The 18,045-nt window shown below is 74.8% G+C and carries 14 protein-coding genes; 6 read left to right on the forward strand and 8 right to left on the reverse strand.

What is annotated here, in order from left to right:
* The first annotated feature begins 138 nt into the window (after window positions 1-138).
* Window positions 139-555, forward strand: a complete 417-nt coding sequence (locus ACIRQ9_RS28395; protein WP_404179374.1) for a hypothetical protein — start codon at window positions 139-141, stop codon at window positions 553-555.
* Between the two features lie 30 nt (window positions 556-585).
* Here the strand turns inward: ACIRQ9_RS28395 and ACIRQ9_RS28400 are convergent, their stop codons facing one another.
* The 4 genes from ACIRQ9_RS28400 to ACIRQ9_RS28415 all read right to left on the reverse strand — a co-directional run bounded on the left by ACIRQ9_RS28400 (window position 586) and on the right by ACIRQ9_RS28415 (window position 8,547).
* Window positions 586-5,181, reverse strand: a complete 4,596-nt coding sequence (locus ACIRQ9_RS28400) for a hypothetical protein (protein ID WP_404179377.1) — start codon at window positions 5,179-5,181, stop codon at window positions 586-588.
* Between the two features lie 46 nt (window positions 5,182-5,227).
* On the reverse strand, window positions 5,228-6,091 hold the full coding sequence (locus ACIRQ9_RS28405; RefSeq protein ID WP_404179380.1) for a hypothetical protein: 864 nt from the start codon (window positions 6,089-6,091) through the stop codon (window positions 5,228-5,230).
* 133 nt (window positions 6,092-6,224) lie between these two features.
* Window positions 6,225-7,754 carry a hypothetical protein gene (locus tag ACIRQ9_RS28410; protein ID WP_404179383.1) on the reverse strand — a complete coding sequence of 510 codons (1,530 nt, stop codon included), beginning with the start codon at window positions 7,752-7,754 and terminating at the stop codon, window positions 6,225-6,227.
* 91 nt (window positions 7,755-7,845) lie between these two features.
* Window positions 7,846-8,547, reverse strand: a complete 702-nt coding sequence (locus tag ACIRQ9_RS28415; RefSeq protein WP_404179386.1) for a GntR family transcriptional regulator — start codon at window positions 8,545-8,547, stop codon at window positions 7,846-7,848.
* Window positions 8,548-8,698: 151 nt separating this feature from the next.
* On the opposite strand from ACIRQ9_RS28415, the gene ACIRQ9_RS28420 reads away from it, so the two are divergent.
* Genes ACIRQ9_RS28420 through ACIRQ9_RS28440 form a run of 5 tightly spaced genes read left to right on the forward strand, consistent with a single transcriptional unit; the run spans window position 8,699 to window position 13,145 of the window.
* Complete coding sequence (locus ACIRQ9_RS28420) at window positions 8,699-10,039, forward strand: MFS transporter (protein WP_404179389.1); 1,341 nt, start codon at window positions 8,699-8,701, stop codon at window positions 10,037-10,039.
* Window positions 10,036-10,857, forward strand: coding sequence for a putative hydro-lyase (locus tag ACIRQ9_RS28425; RefSeq protein WP_404179392.1), 822 nt, complete (start codon window positions 10,036-10,038; stop codon window positions 10,855-10,857). Before ACIRQ9_RS28420 ends, ACIRQ9_RS28425 begins: the two co-directional genes overlap by 4 nt.
* Before the next feature lie 19 nt (window positions 10,858-10,876).
* On the forward strand, window positions 10,877-11,635 hold the full coding sequence (locus tag ACIRQ9_RS28430; RefSeq protein ID WP_404179395.1) for a LamB/YcsF family protein: 759 nt from the start codon (window positions 10,877-10,879) through the stop codon (window positions 11,633-11,635).
* 26 nt (window positions 11,636-11,661) lie between these two features.
* Window positions 11,662-12,279 carry an allophanate hydrolase subunit 1 gene (locus tag ACIRQ9_RS28435; protein WP_404179398.1) on the forward strand — a complete coding sequence of 206 codons (618 nt, stop codon included), beginning with the start codon at window positions 11,662-11,664 and terminating at the stop codon, window positions 12,277-12,279.
* A complete protein-coding gene (locus ACIRQ9_RS28440) occupies window positions 12,276-13,145 on the forward strand; it encodes a biotin-dependent carboxyltransferase family protein (protein ID WP_404179401.1) in 870 nt (289 codons plus the stop codon). Before ACIRQ9_RS28435 ends, ACIRQ9_RS28440 begins: the two co-directional genes overlap by 4 nt.
* 7 nt (window positions 13,146-13,152) lie before the next feature.
* Here ACIRQ9_RS28440 and ACIRQ9_RS28445 read toward each other — a convergent pair whose 3' ends face one another.
* The 4 genes from ACIRQ9_RS28445 to ACIRQ9_RS28460 form a co-directional block, all read right to left on the reverse strand.
* Complete coding sequence (locus ACIRQ9_RS28445; protein ID WP_404179404.1) at window positions 13,153-14,004, reverse strand: SGNH/GDSL hydrolase family protein; 852 nt, start codon at window positions 14,002-14,004, stop codon at window positions 13,153-13,155.
* Window positions 14,001-15,197 carry a glycosyltransferase gene (locus ACIRQ9_RS28450; RefSeq protein WP_404179407.1) on the reverse strand — a complete coding sequence of 399 codons (1,197 nt, stop codon included), beginning with the start codon at window positions 15,195-15,197 and terminating at the stop codon, window positions 14,001-14,003. Before ACIRQ9_RS28450 ends, ACIRQ9_RS28445 begins: the two co-directional genes overlap by 4 nt.
* Window positions 15,194-16,324: a glycosyltransferase family 4 protein gene (locus ACIRQ9_RS28455; protein ID WP_404179410.1), complete on the reverse strand. Its 1,131-nt coding sequence runs from the start codon at window positions 16,322-16,324 to the stop codon at window positions 15,194-15,196. The genes ACIRQ9_RS28450 and ACIRQ9_RS28455 overlap by 4 nt, the downstream gene beginning before the upstream one ends.
* A gap of 234 nt (window positions 16,325-16,558) precedes the next feature.
* Window positions 16,559-17,977 carry a HEAT repeat domain-containing protein gene (locus tag ACIRQ9_RS28460; protein ID WP_404179413.1) on the reverse strand — a complete coding sequence of 473 codons (1,419 nt, stop codon included), beginning with the start codon at window positions 17,975-17,977 and terminating at the stop codon, window positions 16,559-16,561.
* Window positions 17,978-18,045 lie beyond the last annotated feature (68 nt).

Here is an 18,045-nt window from a genome sequence, read left to right on the forward strand (position 1 = left end):
CGGGTGCGAAATCGGCCACAGGAGCCGTAGTTCGCATCCGGGCAGCGTAAAACAGCGCAAGCCGGGCAGCCACAGGGGAGCCGGGGTCGTGGGACCCGGGTGCGACGGGGTCTGTCGGCGGTGGGGAGTGACACCTTGATGGGGACGGCTCAGCGACGCTCGGCGTCCGAGGACGGCACGGCGGAGCAGGCGCGGGAAGAGGCGCAGTACCGGCCGTTGTGGGTCGAGGAGCCCGCCAAGCGGTACCGGATGCCCGATCCGGTGCGCAGGTCGGCGGTGCGGGCGCTGATCATAGTCGCCGTCACGCTGATCCAGGCCATGGTGGCGTTCTTCTGCACGATGGCGGAGTCCTGGCTGGCGTTCCCGATGGTGATCAGCAGTGTGGCGAGCACGGTGGCGGCCACCTGGGGCGCGGTGGACGTGCTGGTGACCCGTCAGGTGTGGAACCAGCGTTACGGCGTGGTCTCGGAGCCGAGCAGCACGGCGCGTTCGCTCCGCCGTGAGCGGCGCGCTGCCCGGCGGCGCGGTGGCGCCGGGCAGCTGTCCCACTCCTGAGACCGATGGGCGCCCCGGGAGACCGGGGCCTCAGGCCGACGGCTTCCGGTACATGCGGGTCGCCGTGATCTCGCTGTGCCCGGCCTCCCCGGCCTGCGGCTGCTGCGGCAGCCCGGGGCGCAGGTGCTCCTCGACGCTGATGTACTTCAGCCCGGCCCTGAGGTCGGCGTCGTTCCGCAACCGGATGACCAGCGGGAACTCGGCCAGCGCGGTGGTGTCGAACAGTCCGGTCGTGTAGAGCAGCTGCACGCCCAGCGCGTCGGACACGGCCCGCTGGAGTTCCAGCAGATAGGTGGCGTTGGCCCGTCCGATGGGGTTGTCGAGGAACAGCGTGCCCGCGTGCCGGTGCTTGTCGCGGCCGCGGTCGTTCGACCTGAGCGCGGCCATGGTGCAGTACAGGGCGATGGCCGCGGTGAGCAGCTGCCCGCCGGAGAAGACGTCCCCCATCTGTCCCACCGGCACCCGCTCCGCGCGCAGCACGGCGTCCGGCTTGAGGATCTCGACGGCCACGCCCTTGGGCTGCAGGGCCGCCCCGACGCCCCTCAGCAGCAGGGACATGCCGTCCCGCCGCAGGTCGGAGTTCTTCTTCACGGCGGCCCTGGTCGCCTCGTCGATGACCTCGCCGAGCCGTTCGGCGAGGGTGGCCTGGTCGGGCTCCTCGAAGCGGATCCGCAGGAACTCCTGCCCGGACCACTCGCCGAGTCCTTCGGGCAGCCGGGACAGCCGCTGGGCGGACCGCAGGGTCGCGAGGGCCGACTCGACGAGCCCGCGCAGCCGGTCCACGATGGAATCGCGGTTGCGCTCCAGCTGGGCCAGCTCGTCGGTCAGCACGCGCAGTCGGGGCGCGAAGGCGTCCGCCCACTTCTGCGCGTGCTCGGGCAGCGCGGAGGCGGGCAGTTCCCGGATCTGCTGCCGCGCGGGCGTGCGGACCGCCTCGTAGCGGGTGGAGTTGGCGTGCCGGACGAGGACGTCGCTCGCCTCGCGCACGGTGGACTCGGCGGCGGAGAGGTCACCGGCGCAGCCGCGCAGCGACCGGCGGGCCTCGGCGGCGGACTGCCGGGCCTCCTCCAGGGTGCCGGGGTAGGGCTCGGGCTCCTCCTGCTCCTCCTCGGCGACGTGTTCGCGCAGCAGGTCGCGGAGCATGGCGGCGATCTCGTCGAAGCCGCCGGCCGCGTCCTCGGCCGCCCGGTGGGCGTCCTGCAGTTCGGCGTGCGCCTCCCGGGCCTCGGCCAGGGACTCGGTGCGGGTGGCGAGTTCGGCGGTCGCGGTGCGCAGCAGGGCCTGCGCGTGCTCGGCGTCGCGCGGCTGGAGCTCCTCGGGCAGTTCGGTGTGCGCCTCGCCGTCCTCGGGGGCGTGCCGTTCGGCCTCGCCGCGCAGCCGGCCGAGCTGCTCGCTGGCGGTGGACATCCGGGTCTCCAGGAGCTGGACCAGCTCCTCGGCGCGGGCCGCGGCGGCCTGCCGGGACGGGCCGTCGGAGCCGTCGGGCGAGCCGAGCAGCTGCTCCGCGCGGGTGCGGACCTTGTTGGTCAGCCGTTCCAGTTCGGCGAGCGCGGCGCTCTCGTCGCTCTCCGAACGGGCCTGCTCGGCACGGAGGTCGGCGCCGACGCCGACCTTCTCGTACACCTGTGAGGCGGCCCGGTAGGCCTCCCGCAGGGCGGGCAGCGAGGACCTGGCGGTGTCCTCGTCGGCTTCGGGCACGTCGTCGGGGGCGCCGGCGATCTCGGCGCGCTCGGCGCGCAGCGCGCGGGCGGTGCGGCGGGCGTCGTCGGCGGCGCGCTGGGCGCCGCGCCGGTCCTCGTCGGCGGCTCGGGCACGGTCCAGGCAGGACTGGGCGCGGGCCTCCGACTCGGCGGCCTCGTCGGCGAGTTCGCGCAGTCTGACCTGCCAGCCGGCCCGCTCCCGAAGCCGGAACGCGAGGCCGGCGAGGGCGTCGGCGGCGCGCCGGGCCTTCTGCGCCGCCTCCTGCCGTTCATCGCGTACCTGAGCGGTCTCGGCGGCCGCCTCCTCGGTCTCGGCACGCAGGGTCCGTGCCTCGGCCAGCTCGGCCTCGGACTCCTCGGCGAAGGCGCGGGCCTCGCGGGCGGTGCCGGCCAGCTCCAGGAGCCGTCCGGCCGGGCAGCCGGTGCGCCAGGAGGCGAGCCGCGCGGCCAGCTCACGGTCCTTGCCGAGCCGGGCGGCGAGGCCGCGGATCTCCTCGTCCCGATCGGTGGCACGGGCGCGCAGTGCCTGCCGTTCCTCGTCGGCGGCGTGCTCGTCGTGCATGGCCGGGTTCGGCGGGACGAGGAACACGTCGCCGAGTGCGGCGTCGGCGGCCGGGGTCGGCGCGAGCAGGGCGGCGGCGGTGCCGACGGCGACGGCGGAGCGCGGGAGCAGGGCGGCCTCGCCGAGTGTCTCGCGGGCGCGCGCGTGGGTGTCCGGGTCCGTGATGATGACGCCGTCGACGAGTTCGGGGCGGGCGGCGAGCACGCGCGCGTGGTCGGCGGGGTCGACCGCCTGGGCGAGATAACGCCAGCCGGGGAGCGCCGGGATGCCGTGCTCGCCGAGGTACTCGACGGTGGCCAGCACGTCGGGGCCGGGCGGGAGCAGGCCGCCGTCGCCGAGGGCGCCGAGGATCCGGGAGTCGTCGGCGGCCGCGGTGCGCAGTTCGAACAGGTGCCGTTCCGCGGAGCCGACGGCGTCGTCGAGCAGTTCGCGCAGCTCGTCGGCGAACCGGTCGAGTTCCTCGGCGCCGAGGGACTCGTCGGTGTCCTCGCCCCGGGGGCGCGGAATGGTCGTGCGGGAACCGGTGAGGCCCAGCAGTTCGGTGAGCCGTTCCTCGGCGGCGAGGGCCGTCGCCAGGCGCTTCTCGGCGTCGTAGGCCCGCTCGGCGGCGCTCGCGGCGTCGAAGGCGCGGGCGGCGGTGAGTTCGGCGCGGGACTCGGCGGAGGCCGCCTCGCGTGCGTGCTCGGCGGCCTTCCGGGAGGCCTCGCGTGCGGTGTCCCAGGCGGCCACGGCGGTCTTCTCGGCGTCGCTGGCCGCGAGGGCGGCGCGGGCCGGGTCGGCGTCCGGGGCGCTGTCGTCGAGCCAGCCGGCGCGGACCGCCTCGGCGGTCTCCTGCTCGACCTCGCCGAGGCGCTGGCGCAGGTGCCCGGCCTCGCTGCGGGCGCGCTGTGCCTCGGTGGCGGCCGAGGTGGCGTCCCGGTGGGCCGCGTCGCTGACCTCCTGGAGGGCGGCGGACCGCTCCTCCTCCTCGTTGGCGAGGTGCTCCGCACTCTGGGCTGCGGCGTGCAGGGCCCGTACGAGGTCGGCAGCGGCCTTGGCGCGGGCGGCGAGCGCGGGTGCGGCGTCGCGCTCGGCCTCCTGGATGACCGCGGACACCCGGGCGACGCGGTCGGCGGCGGCGCGGTGGCGGAGCACGGCTTCGGCGGCCTGCCAGGCCGAGTGCAGGGTGCGGGCCTCGGCCAGCTCGCGTTTCTGCGCGGCGGCCGACTTCTCGCCGACGGCCAGGGCCAGCGAGGCGTGCCGGTAGGCGAGTTCGGCGGCGATCCGGGCGCTGCGCTCGCGGGCGCCCTCGGAGTGCGTGACGGCGTAGGCGGCGGCGGTGACGCGCTGGGCGAGGTCGGCGGCGCGCACCCGTTCCCGCGCGGCGCGCGCGGACAGCCGGCGCGCGAGCGTGCGGGTGCGGCGCTCGGCGCCCGTGTGGATGTCACGCGCGCGCGAGCGTGCTTCCGCGGCGTCCACGATCCGGCCGAGCAGGTCCACCGATCCGGCGGTGAAGTCGCGTTCGGCGATCAGCTCGGCCCGGCGGCCGAGTTTGTTGCCGAAGCCGCCGACCAGGTCGGCGAGCCCGTCGGTGTCGCGGGTGTCGGTCACGGCCCGCAGCAGCAGATCGGTGAAGTCGGAGTCCTTCTTGACCGCGAAGAGGCCGGCGGCCTCGCCCTCGTCCGCGTTCATCTCCCGCTGGTAGCGGAAGAGTTCGGGGTCCAGGCCGAGGTCGCCGAGGTGCTCGATCCAGCGGTCGTGGATCTCCTCCCAGTGAACCTCCAGATGCGGGTACGCCTTGCCGGCCTCGGTGAGGGCGTCGCGGAAGCCCTTCATGGTGCGCCGCCGTCCCCGCGCTCCGGAGGCGCCTTCCACGGGGGGCCGTACGGCGGTGGACTCGGCGACCGGCAGGTTGTCCAGGGCGAGCCCTGGTCCGGGCCGGAACGAGTACCAGGCCTCGGCGAACTTCCGCGGGTCGTTGGAGACCTGCCGTCCCCGCCACTCGCTCACCTTGCCGACGACCACGGATTCGCCGGTGAGCGTGTGCTGCCATTCCAGGGCGACGTGTCCGCAGTCGTCGGCGAGCAGGAACTTGCGCAGCACGCCGGAGCTGGCGCCGCCGAGGGTGTTGCGGTGGCCCGGCAGCATCACCGAGAAGATCAGCTTGAGCAGGACCGACTTGCCGCCGCCGTTCTCCAGGAAGAGGACGCCGGCGGGCGCGGGTCTGCGCGGCGGGCCGGTCGGCTCCTCCTCGAAGAACTCCGCCTGGGTGGGGGCCGGGTCGGGCACCGGGCGGCCGACGCCCCGCAGGTCCAGCACGGTGTCGGCGTAGCGCGCACCGGCGGGCCCGATGGAGTAGAGGCGGACCCGGGACAGCTCGTACATGGCGGACTCTCGTAAATCTGGGGAAGGGTGCGGTGGTTCGGGACGGTCAGGAGTGGAACGGCAGCCCGGCGTCGGCGGCCAGGTCGTCGCTGTCGTCGGCGGGCAGCAGGCTGGCCGTGCCGTCGGTGACCGGGACGACGCCGAGTTCAAGGAGTTCGGCCATGGCGGCGCTGCCGGCCATGTCCCGTACCTGGAGCTGGTAGCGGGCCGTCGTGCGGTAGGTGCCGCCCTGGTCGTCGCCGGTGCGCTGGAGGAAGCCCGAGTCGGTGAGGAAGACGACCGCCTTGCCGATGATGCCGGTGGTGGATCCGGCGAGCCGGCGGGCGTCCTTGGTGGCGCCGGTCGCGCTGCGTCTGGCCCAGATGCGCCAGGCGGCCTCCAGGCCGGGCGCGTCGCTGGCCGGGTCGGTGTTCTCGCCGCGTTCGTCGGCGCGCTCCTCCAGGCGGCGGCAGGCCTGCCGGACGAAGGTGTCGACGCCGTTGACCGTGATCCGCCCGATGTAGCCGTCGTCGGCCAGGTCCTCGGGGCGCGGGAAGGCCAGCGCGGCGACGGCGAGGTGGGCGAGTCCGTGCAGGAACCGGTCGCTGCCGTCGGCTGAGGTGCGCCGCGCGTAGTCGCCCATGCGGACGGCGAACACCGAGTCCTCCGCGGCGGTCACGGCCATGCCGGCGCGGGGCGACACCTCCAGCACGACCAGGCCGAGTCCGGCGGCCACGGCGTCCGCGAGCCGCGCGAAGGGCGGGTCCTCGCGGTAGCGGCGCAGCAGCTCGGTGTACTCCTGGTCGCGCGCGGGCTGCAGCTTGGGCTGCAGCCCGAAGGCGACGAGCCGGGCCGCGTCGGCGGCGTCGGCGGGCGTGACGGCAGCGTTGGCAGGCGCGGGGGGCGCGTCGGCCTCCACGTACTCGTTCACGAGGGCAACTCCTTGAGCTTGAGGACAGGGGCCGGCGTGAGCGGCCCGTGGGGGGCGCGGGGCGGCGTCGGATGCGCGCCTGCCGCCGCGCGCAGGCGGCCGGCCGCGTACGGCCCGCACCCGACGCACGGCATCACGCGGCCTCGGTCCGGTCCGCGGCCATCCCCGCCGCGTCCAGCAGGGCGGTCCCGACGATCAGGTCGGCGCCGCCGAAGCCGGGGTCGTCCAGCTCCGCGCCGTCGTCCACGGCGAAGAGCAGTTTCTCCTCGCCCTGGCGGTAGGCCGTGCCCACGGCCGGGCTCGCTGCGTGCACGGCCAGCAGCGCGACCAGGTAGGCCAGCTCCTCGCCGCCCGCCCGCCGTGCCTCGGCGAGCAGTCCGGACAACCGGCGCGGCGCGTCGGCCGGAAGGTCCAGCAGCCGCATGGCGTCGGCCAGCTGCTCCTCGCTGAACCGGCTGTCGTCCGGTGTGGCGATCAGGTCCGGCTCGGGCATCTCCGCGCCCAGGTGCTCCCGTTCGACGGGCGGGGTCAGCAGTATGTCGACGAGGTCGCCGACGCGCACCGCCACCGGTGTCCGCAGTCCGGTGCCGCGCGCGAAGAACGCTCCGGTGACCCGGCTCGCCTGCTCCAGCGGCAGCGGGAGCAGCGGCGCGAGCAGGTGCCCGTACAGGTCCGTCCCGGACGTGGTCATCGGTGTCGCGAACGCCTGCCGGTCCTGTTCCGCGCGGAACAGCGGGCCGGCCTCCAGCAGCCGGGACTGGAGCTGGGTGTGGCGTCGGATGCAGTCCTTGACGATGTCGACCAGTTCGGCGGCGCGCCGCTTGTTCTCCGGGTCCTCGGTCTCGTCGCGGGCCTTGCGGATGTTGGTGAGGATCGCGTTCTCGTGGCGGTAGCGGTCGGCGACGTGGTCCAGGGCCTCGGCGATCATGTCGGGGACGGCGTTGAGCCAGTCCACCGCGCGGACGTTGCGGCGGGTGGCGTCCAGGGCGCGGCGCAGTGTCTCCGAGTACTGCACGGTCCGGTAGCGGGCCTGCTCGGCGGCGAGCTGGGCGTCGGCGAGGCGGCCGCGGTTGATCAGCACCTCCAGCTTGACCTCGGCGGCGATCTGGGCGCTGGTGACGTCCGTGTCCAGGGCGCCGACCAGGACGTTGACCGCCTCGTCGGTGGTCCGCAGGTACACCGTGCCGCCGGGGCCCGGGACCTCCTCGATCAGCTTGAAGTCGTAGTCCCGGCGGACGTAGGACCCGTCCGGCGCGAAGGTGCCGTACACCGCGCGGAAGCCGCGGTCGACGCTGCCGACGTTGATCAGGTTCTCCAGGACCCAGCGGGCCACGCGCTCGTGCTCGGCCACGGGACGGTGCGGGGTCTGGGCGGAGATGCGGGGGATCAGCCGGGCGACGATCTGTTCGTGGTCGGCGCCGGTGTCGAAGTCCATGTTGAGCGTGACCAGGTCGATGGCGGTAAGGGCCACCTCCGCCATGCCGTACACCGAGTACTCGCCCGCGAGGTTCGCCTTGCGGGTGTCCAGGTCGTGCAGCGGCGCGGTGCAGGCGAGCGCGCGCAGCCGCCGCGCCAGCCCCTCGTCGGCGGCCGGGCCCGGCGCCGGGCGCGGCCCCGCGCTGAGCTGGGGCGGAACGCTGTCCGTCGTCGCAGGCGAAGTCACGGTGCACAGACTAGGTCCTTGGTCTGACAACGACCCAAACGGCGCGGGTGGCCGCCGGCGGCTCCCCGCGCCCCTGACGGCGCGCCACCCCCTACGGGGCCGGATCCTCGCCGACCCGGCGGCGGTAGACCTCGACCACTCGTTCCAGGGAGTCCGTGAGGTAGGTCTCAAGAAGGTGTTCCGCCCCGCGCCGGTCACCGTCCTCCAGGCGCTGGAGGATCTCCAGGTTCCGGGACAGGTAGGGCTCGTGCAGGGCGTGCGGGTCGTCGACGACGTGGAACGCGAGGCGGAGTTCGGCGAAGACGCTGCGCATGAGTTCGTCGGTGCGTTCGCTGCCGGCCAGCGCGACCAGTTCCCGGTGGAAGTGGATATTGGCCGTACCCACCGCTTTCCAGTCATCTCCGGCCGCCGCCCGCCGGCCCTCCGTGACCGCTCCGGCGAGTCGGTCCAGCGCGTACGGGGGCTCGCCGAGGCCGCGGACGACGGCGCACTCGACCAGGGACCGGGTGCGGTAGATGTCCTCGACGTCCTCGACCGTCAGGACCCGGACGAAGACGCCCCGGTTGAGTTCGTGGACCAGCAGGCGTTCGTGGGTGAGCAGCCGGAACGCCTCGCGCAGGGTGTTGCGCGAGACACCCAGCGCGCCGCCGATGCCGTCTTCGGAGAGGCGGGTTCCCGGTGGGAAGAATCCGTCGGCGATGCGGCCCCTGAGGATGTCGGAGACCCGTTCGGCGGTGCTGGTGCGCCCGAGGAGCGCGCGGTCGTCGGCCAGTCCCGTCAGCTGCTCTGCCATGCCCGGAATTCAACCGCAGACACCGGAACGAAACAACGTAGGTATTGAAGGATCGTTGAACGATCCTCTACGGTGCTCAGCACGCTCACCTTGGCACGGCACCGCACCGCTCAGTCCCGCACCCTTCGTCCTCCTCTTCCGCGAGGTGCACATGAGCACGACTCCTCCATCGCAGGCCCCCTCCGACACCCACTCCCGCAAGGACGAACGCACCGCCGAGGACGGCGCGTTCGGATGGCTGCGCGCCCTCGGTCCGCGCGGCCGGCACGCGTTCGCCGGCGCGTTCGGCGGATACGCCCTGGACTCGTACGACTACTTCACCCTGCCGCTGAGCATGGTCGCGATCGCGGCGTACTTCGGTCTGGACAGCGGCCAGACCGGCCTGTTCACCACCGTCACCCTCGTCGTCTCCGCGGTCGGCGGCGCCGCGGCGGGCGTGGTCGCGGACCGGGTCGGCCGGGTCCGGGCCCTGATGATCACGGTCGTCACCTACGCCGTCTTCACGGTGGCCTGCGGCTTCGCCCCCGACTACGGGACGCTGCTGGTGTTCCGGGCCCTCCAGGGCCTCGGTTTCGGCGGCGAGTGGGCGGTCGGCGCCATCCTGGTGGCCGAGTACGCGAGCGCCCGGCACCGCGGCCGCACGCTCGGCGCGGTCCAGAGTTCGTGGGCCGTCGGCTGGGCACTTGCCGTGGTCGTCTACACGCTGGTCTTCTCGTTCGCCGGCGACGACCTCGCCTGGCGCGTGATGTTCTGGACCGGCGCGCTGCCCGCGCTGCTCGTGGTGTGGCTGCGCCGCCGCGTCCACGACGCCCCGCAGGCGGTCGCGGCACGTGAACAGAGCCCGCGGCGCGGGTCGTTCGCCGCGATCTTCCGTCCGGGCACGGCCGGGTCGCCGGGCCTGCTGCGCACCACGGTCTTCGCGGGCCTGCTCTCCACGGGCGTCCAGGGCGGCTACTACACGCTGGCGACCTGGGTCCCCGCTTACCTGAAGACCGAGCGCGGCCTCTCGGTCGTCGGTACCGGCGGCTATCTGGCCCTCCTGATCTCGGGAGCCTTCCTCGGCTACCTGACCGGCGGTCACCTCACCGACCGGCTGGGCCGGCGCCGCAACATCTGGCTGTTCGCGCTGCTGTCGGCGGTCTGCGTGCTGGTCTACGCGAACATCCCGGACGGCGCCAACGGCGCGCTCCTGGTGCTCGGTTTCCCGCTCGGCTTCTGCATGTCGGCGATCTTCAGCGGGTTCGGCTCCTACCTCAGCGAGCTGTACCCGACCGCGGTGCGCGGCACCGGACAGGGCTTCACCTACAACGCGGGCCGCGCGGTGGGCGCGGTCTTCCCGACCCTGGTGGGCTTCCTGGCCGACAGCTGGGGCGTGGGCGGCGCACTGGTCTTCGGCGCGGCCGGCTACGGCCTCGCCGCCCTGGCTCTGTTCGGACTGCCGGAGACCCGTGGGCGGGAACTGCCCGGGACGCTCGGGAAGGAGACGGCGTGAACCGCACGCAGGACCGCCCCGTCACCCTCGTCGACGAGCACGCGCGCGCGTGGCGCCCGGAGACGGCACGGGCCCGCTTCCGGGAGGGCCTCACGGGCGCCACGGCCGGGGTCGCGGCCGGTCACACCCAGGCCAACCTGATCGCGGTGCCCGCCGACTGGGCGTACGAGATGCTGCTGTTCTGCCAGCGCAACCCCAAGCCCTGCCCGGTGCTCGACGTCACCGACCCCGGCGCGACGGGCACCGTGCTCGCCGACGGCGCGGACCTGCGCACCGATCTGCCGCGCTACCGGATCTGGCGGGACGGGGAACTGGTGGAGGAGCCGACGGACGCGACGGCCCACTGGCGGGACGACCTGGTGTCGTTCCTGATCGGCTGCAGCTTCACGTTCGAGTGGGCGCTGGCCGAGGCCGGGGTGCCGATCCGCCACGTCGAACAGGGCCGCAACGTACCGATGTACGTGACCAGCCGCCCGTGCCGTCCCGCGGGGCGGCTGAGCGGGCCGATGGTGGTGTCCATGCGCCCGGTCCCGCCGCAGCACCTGTCGGCCGCGATCCGCGAGAGCAGCAGGCTCCCGGCGGTGCACGGCGGCCCCGTGCACTGCGGCGATCCCTCGGCGCTCGGCATCCACGACCTCGCCCGGCCCGACTTCGGCGACCCGGTGGACGCCGGACCCGACGACATCCCGGTGTTCTGGGCCTGCGGGGTGACCCCGCAAGCGGCCGTGATGGCCTCCCGGCCGCCGTTCGCCATCACCCACGCGCCGGGCCAGATGTTCATCAGCGACGACCGCGACGAGCAGTACCGCGTCGCCTGACACGAGAGACGGCTCTCCCATGACCTCGATCGACCTGAACGCCGACCTCGGCGAGGGCTTCGGCCGCTGGCGCCTCACCGACGACGAGCGGCTGCTGTCGGCCGTCACCAGCGCCAACGTGGCCTGCGGGTTCCACGCGGGCGACGCGGCCACCATGCGGCGGGTCTGCGACCTGGCGGCCGAACGCGGGGTGACGATCGGCGCCCAGGTGTCCTACCGGGACCTGGCCGGTTTCGGCCGGCGCGCGATGGACGTGCCGTCAGCCGAACTGGCGGCCGAGGTGGCCTACCAGATCGGAGCGCTGGAGGTCTTCGCACGCGCGGCAGGCGCGCGCGTGGCGTACGTGAAACCGCACGGCGCGCTGTACAACCGGGCCGTGCACGACGAGGAGCAGGCCGCCGCGGTGATCGACGGCGTGCTCCTCGCGAGCACGTCGCTGCCGGTCCTCGGACTGCCCGGGTCGCGGCTGCTCGCGCTGGCCGCGAAGGCGGGACTGCCCACCGTCACCGAGGCGTTCGCGGACCGCGCCTACACCGACGAGGGCACGCTCGTCCCGCGCGGGCGCGAGGGCGCGGTGGTGAGCGACCCCGAGGCGGTCGTGCAGCGCTCGGTGGAGCTCGCGCGCTCCGGAGCGGTCACGGCGCACTCCGGCGCGCGCATCATGGTGCGCGCGCGCTCGCTCTGCCTGCACGGCGACACCCCGGGCGCCGTGGAACTGGCGCACCGGGTCCGCACGCGGCTCGCGGAGGCCGGCGTGACCGTGGCGGCCTTCGCGTGAGCACGGTCCCGGAGCCCAGCCCGCGCATGACGACGCGTCTCGTCGGCGACGACGCCCTCCTGATCGAGGTCGGCTCCGGCGCGGCCGCCCAGGCGCTGCACGCCGAGCTGGTGCGCCGACGCGCGGAGGGTTCGCTGCGGGTGCGCGAGATCGTGCCGGCCGCCCGCACGGTCCTGCTCGACGGCCTCGACGACCCGGCCCGCCGGGCCGCCGAACTGGCCGCCGCCGAGATCCCCTCCGCTCCCCCGCACACGCGTGCGGCCGTCGAACTGCCCGTCCGCTACGACGGCCCCGACCTCGCCGAGGTCGCCGCCCACTGGCACGTGCCCGTGCACGAGGTGGGCCGCATCCACGCGGAGACCGAGTTCACGGTCGCCTTCTGCGGTTTCGCGCCCGGCTTCGGCTACCTCACCGGGCTCCCGGACCGCTTCGGCGTACCGCGCCGGGCGACTCCGCGCACCGCCGTGCCCGCGGGTGCCGTGGCGCTGGCGGGGCCGTACACGGGTGTCTACCCGCGCTCGTCGCCGGGCGGCTGGCAGTTGATCGGAACGACGGAGGCGGTGCTGTGGGACCACGCGCGCGTGCCGGTGGCGCTGCTGACGCCGGGGACGCGGGTGCGGTTCGTGCCGGTGGGGGACGCGTGACGGACCGTGCGCTCGTCGTCGTACGGGCCGGGGCGCTGACCACGGTGCAGGACCGCGGCCGCCCCGGCTACGCGCATCTCGGGGTGCCCCGGTCGGGGGCGCTGGACGCGCCCGCCGCGGCGCTCGTCAACCGGCTGGTCGGCAACTCCCCCGACGCGGCCGTCCTGGAGACCACCCTCGACGGGTGCGCCGTGCGGCCGCGTTCGACGGTGGTGGTCGCGGTCGGCGGCGCGCCCGGCCCGGTCACCGTCGGCGGACGGCCGGCGGCTTGGGGCGCCCCGGTGGTGGTGCCCGCCGGAGAGCTGCTGGAGGTGGGGGCGGTCCGCCGCGGCGTACGGAGCTACGTGGCCGTCTCGGGCGGGATCGCCGTGGAGCCGGTGCTGGGCAGCCGGGCCACGGATCTGCTGTCCGGGCTGGGACCTGCCCCGCTCGCGGCCGGCGATGTGCTGCCCCTGGGCCCCGCGGCGGGTGTCCACGCGCGCGTGGACGTCGTACCGCAGCCGTCGCCGCCCGCGGAGCTCGTGCTGCGGGTGACGCTCGGGCCGCGCGACGGCTGGTTCACGCCGGCGGCCGTGCGGACCTTCACCTCGCGCGCGTACCGCGTGTCCTCGGCGAGCAACCGCATCGGGCTGCGCACGGAGGGGCCCGCCCTGGAGCGGGCCCGTCCCGGTGAACTCCCCAGCGAGGGCATGGTCCTGGGCGCCGTGCAGGTGCCGCCGGACGGCTGTCCGGTGGTGTTCCTCGCCGACCATCCCACCACCGGCGGCTATCCGGTGATCGCGGTGGTCCGCGCCGCCGACCTCCCGGCCGCGGCCCAGGCGGTTCCGGGCATCCCCGTCCGCTTCGTGCCCGTACGCCGTCGCTGACCCGCCCTCACGCCGCGTCGGCGGGCCGCTCCGGGGCCTGGAGGGCGGCCAGCGCGGCGGACACGGCGGCGGAGGCGCTCAGGTCCAGACGGGCACTGGTGCCCCGGCGACGGTGCCGCATCTCGTCGACCGCCAGCCGCAGCAGCTGGGGCAGCAGGTCGCGGCAGCGCCTGATCACCCAGGCGGTGCCGGCCGTGGCCAGCCACAGGAGACTCGCCTTCTTCGTCGGAGGCGGGTACTGCGGCTCGGGGGACGGCGCCGTCCCCGTCGCCATGCCCAGCGGGGCCAGCAGGGCGTGGAAGCGGACGGCGAGCTGCCGGTGCCCGCGCTCGCACGGGTGCAGCCGGTCCGCGCTCCACATCGCACGGTCGGTCAGCCAGGCGCCCTCCGACGCGTGCAGGTGAACGGCGCCGTACCGGTCGGACAGGGCGTGCACCACCGCGTTGACCGCACGCCCGCGGCGGGCCAGCGGACGGGCCAGCGCGCCCGGGAGTCCCCACATCGCGCCGGGGTCGGGCAGGCACGCCGTGAGCAGGGTCGCGCCCTGCGCCGTCAGGGCCGCGTAGACCTCGTCGAGCCGTTCGGCCACCGCGTGGATGTCGAAGGTGCAGCGCAGGGTGTCGTTGACGCCGATGACGACGGCGGCGATGTCGGGGCGCAGGTCGAGCGCGACCGGGGTCTGGCGTTCCAGCACGTCCCGGGTCTGCGCCCCGCTGACCGCGAGGTTGGTGAAATCCACGTCCTTCGCGGCGAGTCCGCCGGCGAGCAGCGCGGCCCAGCCGCGCCACCCGTCGCCGGCGGGGTCGCCCACGCCCTCGGTCAGCGAGTCACCCAGCGCCACGAACCGGACGGCTCTCATGCCACGCCCTCCGGCACGACACGGCGGACCGGTTCCGTCGCCGCGTTCTCGTCGCGGAGGCACAGCACCGGGGCGTCGTGCGCGGCGAGGAAGGCCTCCACGGCCGTCCCCCAGCCGAAGCACTCCGCACGCGCGCGTGCCGCTTGCCTGCGCTCGGGACCGGGCCGCTCCAGGAGCAGTTCCACCGCGTCGGCGAAGGCGTCGCCGCGGTCGGCCGCGGTGGCCCCCGCGGACCCGATCACCTCGGGCAGCGCCGAGGAGGCGCTGGCGACCACGGGCGTCCCGCAGGCCATGGCCTCCAGCGCGGCCAGCCCGAAGGTCTCCGCGGGACCGGGTGCCATGGCCACGTCCGCGGACGCCTGCAACGCCCCCAGCATGTCCCGGTCGGAGACGTGCCCAAGGAAGGTCACCGGCAGCCTGCGCTCCCGCGCGCGCTGTTCCAGCCGGGCCCGCAGCGGACCGTCGCCCGCGACCACCAGGACGACCCGGCGACCGCGCCTGACCAGCGCTTCCACGGCGTCCAGGGCGGTGCCGGGCCGCTTCTCCACGGACAGCCGCGAGCACATGACGAGCAGCGCCTCGTCCTCGCTCGCGTACCGAGCCCGCAGGTCGAGGTCGCGCATGGAGGGGTGGCGGCCGGTGAGGTCGACGCCCAGCGGAGCGCGTACGACGTTGCGCGCGCCGATGCGGACGAACTCGCGCTCGGCGAACTCGGTGGTGCACACCACGCGCGCGTAGGTGTGCGCGGTGCGGATGTTGAGGGCGTCGGCGGTGCGCCGGGAGAGGTTCTCGGACATGCCCCAGGTGCGCAGGACGCCGTCGGCGGTCTCGTGGGAGACCATCACGGCCGGGATCCGGGCGCGCCGGGCCCAGCGGCCGGTCCAGCGCAGCGTGGTGCGGTCGGAGACCTCCAGGCGGTCCGGGGCCAGGTGCTCCAGAAGCGTCTGCACGCGGGTCCTGTCGACGAGGACGCGGTAGCCGCCGGTGCCGGGCAGCACCGGTCCGGGCAGGGTGATGACCCGGCCCTGCTCCTCGATCCGGTCCGAGTAGCGCTCGCCGGGCACGATCAGGACCGACTCGTGACCGGCGGCCACGAACCCCTTCCCGAGTTCGCGCAGGGCGGTGCGCAGGCCGCCGGAGGAGGGTGCGACGAAGTTGGCGAGCCGCACGATGCGCAGCGATTCACCGCTCATGCCGCCATCACCGGCCGGCGTGCCGCGAGGACGTCCTCGTAGTGGTGGATCAGCTGGTCGCCGACCGCGGCCCAGGTGCGGCCCTCGACGGTCGCGCGGGCGGCGGCGCCGAAGCCGGCCCGCAGCACGGGGTCGGCCACCAGGGAGGCCACGGCCTCGCGGACGGCTGCCGCGTCGCGCGGCGGGACCAGGAATCCGGTACGGCCGTGGTCGACCAGGTCGATCGGGCCGCCGGCGGCGGGCGCGACGACCGGGACGCCGCTGGCCATGGCCTCCTGGACGGTCTGGCAGAACGTCTCGAAGGGGCCGGTGTGCGCGAACACGTCGAACGAGGCGAAGATCCGGGCGAGGTCGTGGCCGGTGCGGCGGCCGAGGAAGACGGCGCCGGGCAGTGCCTCGGTGAGGTGGGGCTGGCTGGGGCCGTCGCCGACGATGACGACCTTGACGCCGTCCAGGCCGCAGACCCCGGCGAGGAGTTCGATCTGCTTCTCGGGCGCGAGGCGGCCGACGTAGCCGACGATGATCTCGCCGTTCGGGGCGATCTCGCGGCGCAGCGCCTCGTCGCGGAACTCGGGGCGGAAGCGGACGGTGTCCACGCCGCGCTGCCACAGCTGGACCCGGGGCACCCCGTGCGCCTCCAGGTCGCCGATCGAGGCGGTGGACGGGGCCAGGGTGCGGTCGGCGGCGCCGTGGACGGACCGTATCCGCCGCCAGGCGGCCGCCTCTCCGGCGCCGACGTAGGTACGGGCATATCCGGCCAGGTCCGTCTGGTAGACGGCGACGGCGGGGATGCCGAGCCGGGCCGCGGCGGCCATGCCGCGGACTCCGAGGATGAAGGGGCTGGCCAGGTGGACGACGTCCGCGCGGTGCTCGATCAGCGCGGCGGCGAGCTTGCGGCTGGGGAGGGCCACGCGGACCTGGGGATAGCCCGGGAGCGGGAGGGAGGGGACGTGGACGACAGGGCACGGCGCGGCGGCCGCGGCGAGCCTGTTTCCGGGGGCGGGGGCCGGAGCGACGACGAGGGGAGTGTGACCGCGGTCGACGAGGTGTCGGGCGGTCTGGAGCGCGCAGTGGGCCACGCCGTTCACATCGGGGGGAAAGGATTCGGTCACGATGACGACACGCATACCGGTGTTGTCGCCGCGCTGGACGTGGCCGCGTCAAAGTGGATCTTTCCGAATGTTAAACGTCCCATGAGCGTTGCCCCGCACACCGGAGCGGGCCGGCCGGTGTCCATGCCCGGCTGGTCTGTCCGTCACCGCCGGTTCACTTGGCGGGCGGACTTCCGCGGAGGGAACGTGTGCGGGACCCTGCGTGGTTCCCGGGATGAGGATGAAGCCGTGGTCCCCCGTGGCGATGCCTCACACGGCGGGCGTGTCCGGTCCGATGCGGCTGCGGACGGCGGTCTGGACCTCGTCCTCCTCGGCGGGGTCGGCGGCCAGCCGGCGGAGTTGTTCGACGACCCGGGCGTCGGCGGTCTCTGCGTGCCGGGCGGCGATCTCGCGCGTGGTCTCCTCGCAGTCCCAGAGGCATTCGACGGCGAAGCCGGTGGCGAAGGAGGGATCGGTGGCGGCCAGGGCGCGGGCGGCGCGGCCGCGGAGGTGGGAGGAGGCGGTCTCGCGGTAGACGTGGCGCAGGACGGGCGCCGCGCAGGCGATGCCGAGGCGGCCGGTGCCGTCGACGAGGGTCCACAGGGTCGGCGCGTCCGGGCCTTCGCCCCGTACGGCCTCGCGGAGGGCCGCGAGGACCAGTTCGCTGTCCTGGGCACCGCCCCGGCAGGCGAGCATCCGTCCGGCGGCGGCGCCGAGGACGTCGGGCCGCCGGGCCCAGCCGCGGGCGCGGTCGACGGCGGCGATGCTGCGCATGCGTTCGAAGGCGTCGACGGCCGCCTCCACGACGGCGGCGGTGCCGTCGGCCACGGCGGCCTCGATCAGGCCCAGGGCGCCGGGGTCGTCGCTGTCGGCGAGGTAGCGCAACGCGGTGCAGCGGGCTCCGTCGGTGCCGTCCTTGGCCGCCTGGATGATCTCCGGCCGGTCCTCGGGACCGGCCACGGCGACCAGACAGCGGGCGGCCGGCACATGGAGGGCCGCGCCCCGCTCGACGCCCTGCTGGGCCCACTCGAAGACCGCGCGCACGCTCCACCCCGGGCGGGGTCCGGTGGGCCGCATCTGGCGTTGCCAGCGGTCGAAGCAGCCGGCTTCCTGGGCGGCACGCACGCGCGTGGCGATCGGTTCGCGGGAGTCCTCGGCCCACAGCCGCCAGGGCCGCGGTTCGAAGGCGTCCCGGACGGCGGCGGCCAGTTCGGCCTCGCCCTCGGCGTCCGTGGTGAAGCGGGCGAGCACCGGCGCGGCGAGCGCGCGCAGTCCGGCGTCGTCGTCGCGCAGCGCCAGCTCGTCCAGGGCCCACGCCCAGTTGGCGCCGGTGGCGGCGTACCTGCGCAGCAGCGCGAGGGCGTCCCGCCTGCCGTAGGAGGCAAGATGCCCGAGCACGGCCAGCGCGAGGCCGGTGCGGGACTCCTCGGTGTCGAGGACGTCGTCGGGATCGAAGAGATGCGCCTCGATGGCGTCCAGCTCGCCGTGCAGGTCGAGATAGAGGCGGGCGTAGTAGAGGGAGCGGTTCTCCACCTGCCAGTCGTGGCGGGGATCGCGGAGCACGCAGTGGTTCAGTGCCGCGAGCGCTTCGGCGCGCGGGGCGGTGAGCGCGTGCAGCGTGCCGTCGCCGCGGCCCCGCTGGAGCAGGCCGAGCAGCGTACCGCTGGGCGCTATGACCGGATCGAACATGGGAAACAGCCTCACATCAAGCGTCGACGCAACCGGAGAACACGCACTACTTGGCCGCGTGACACAAC

The sequence above is a fragment of the Streptomyces sp. NPDC101237 genome (genome assembly GCF_044767465.1).
Taxonomy (GTDB): domain Bacteria; phylum Actinomycetota; class Actinomycetes; order Streptomycetales; family Streptomycetaceae; genus Streptomyces; species Streptomyces gramineus.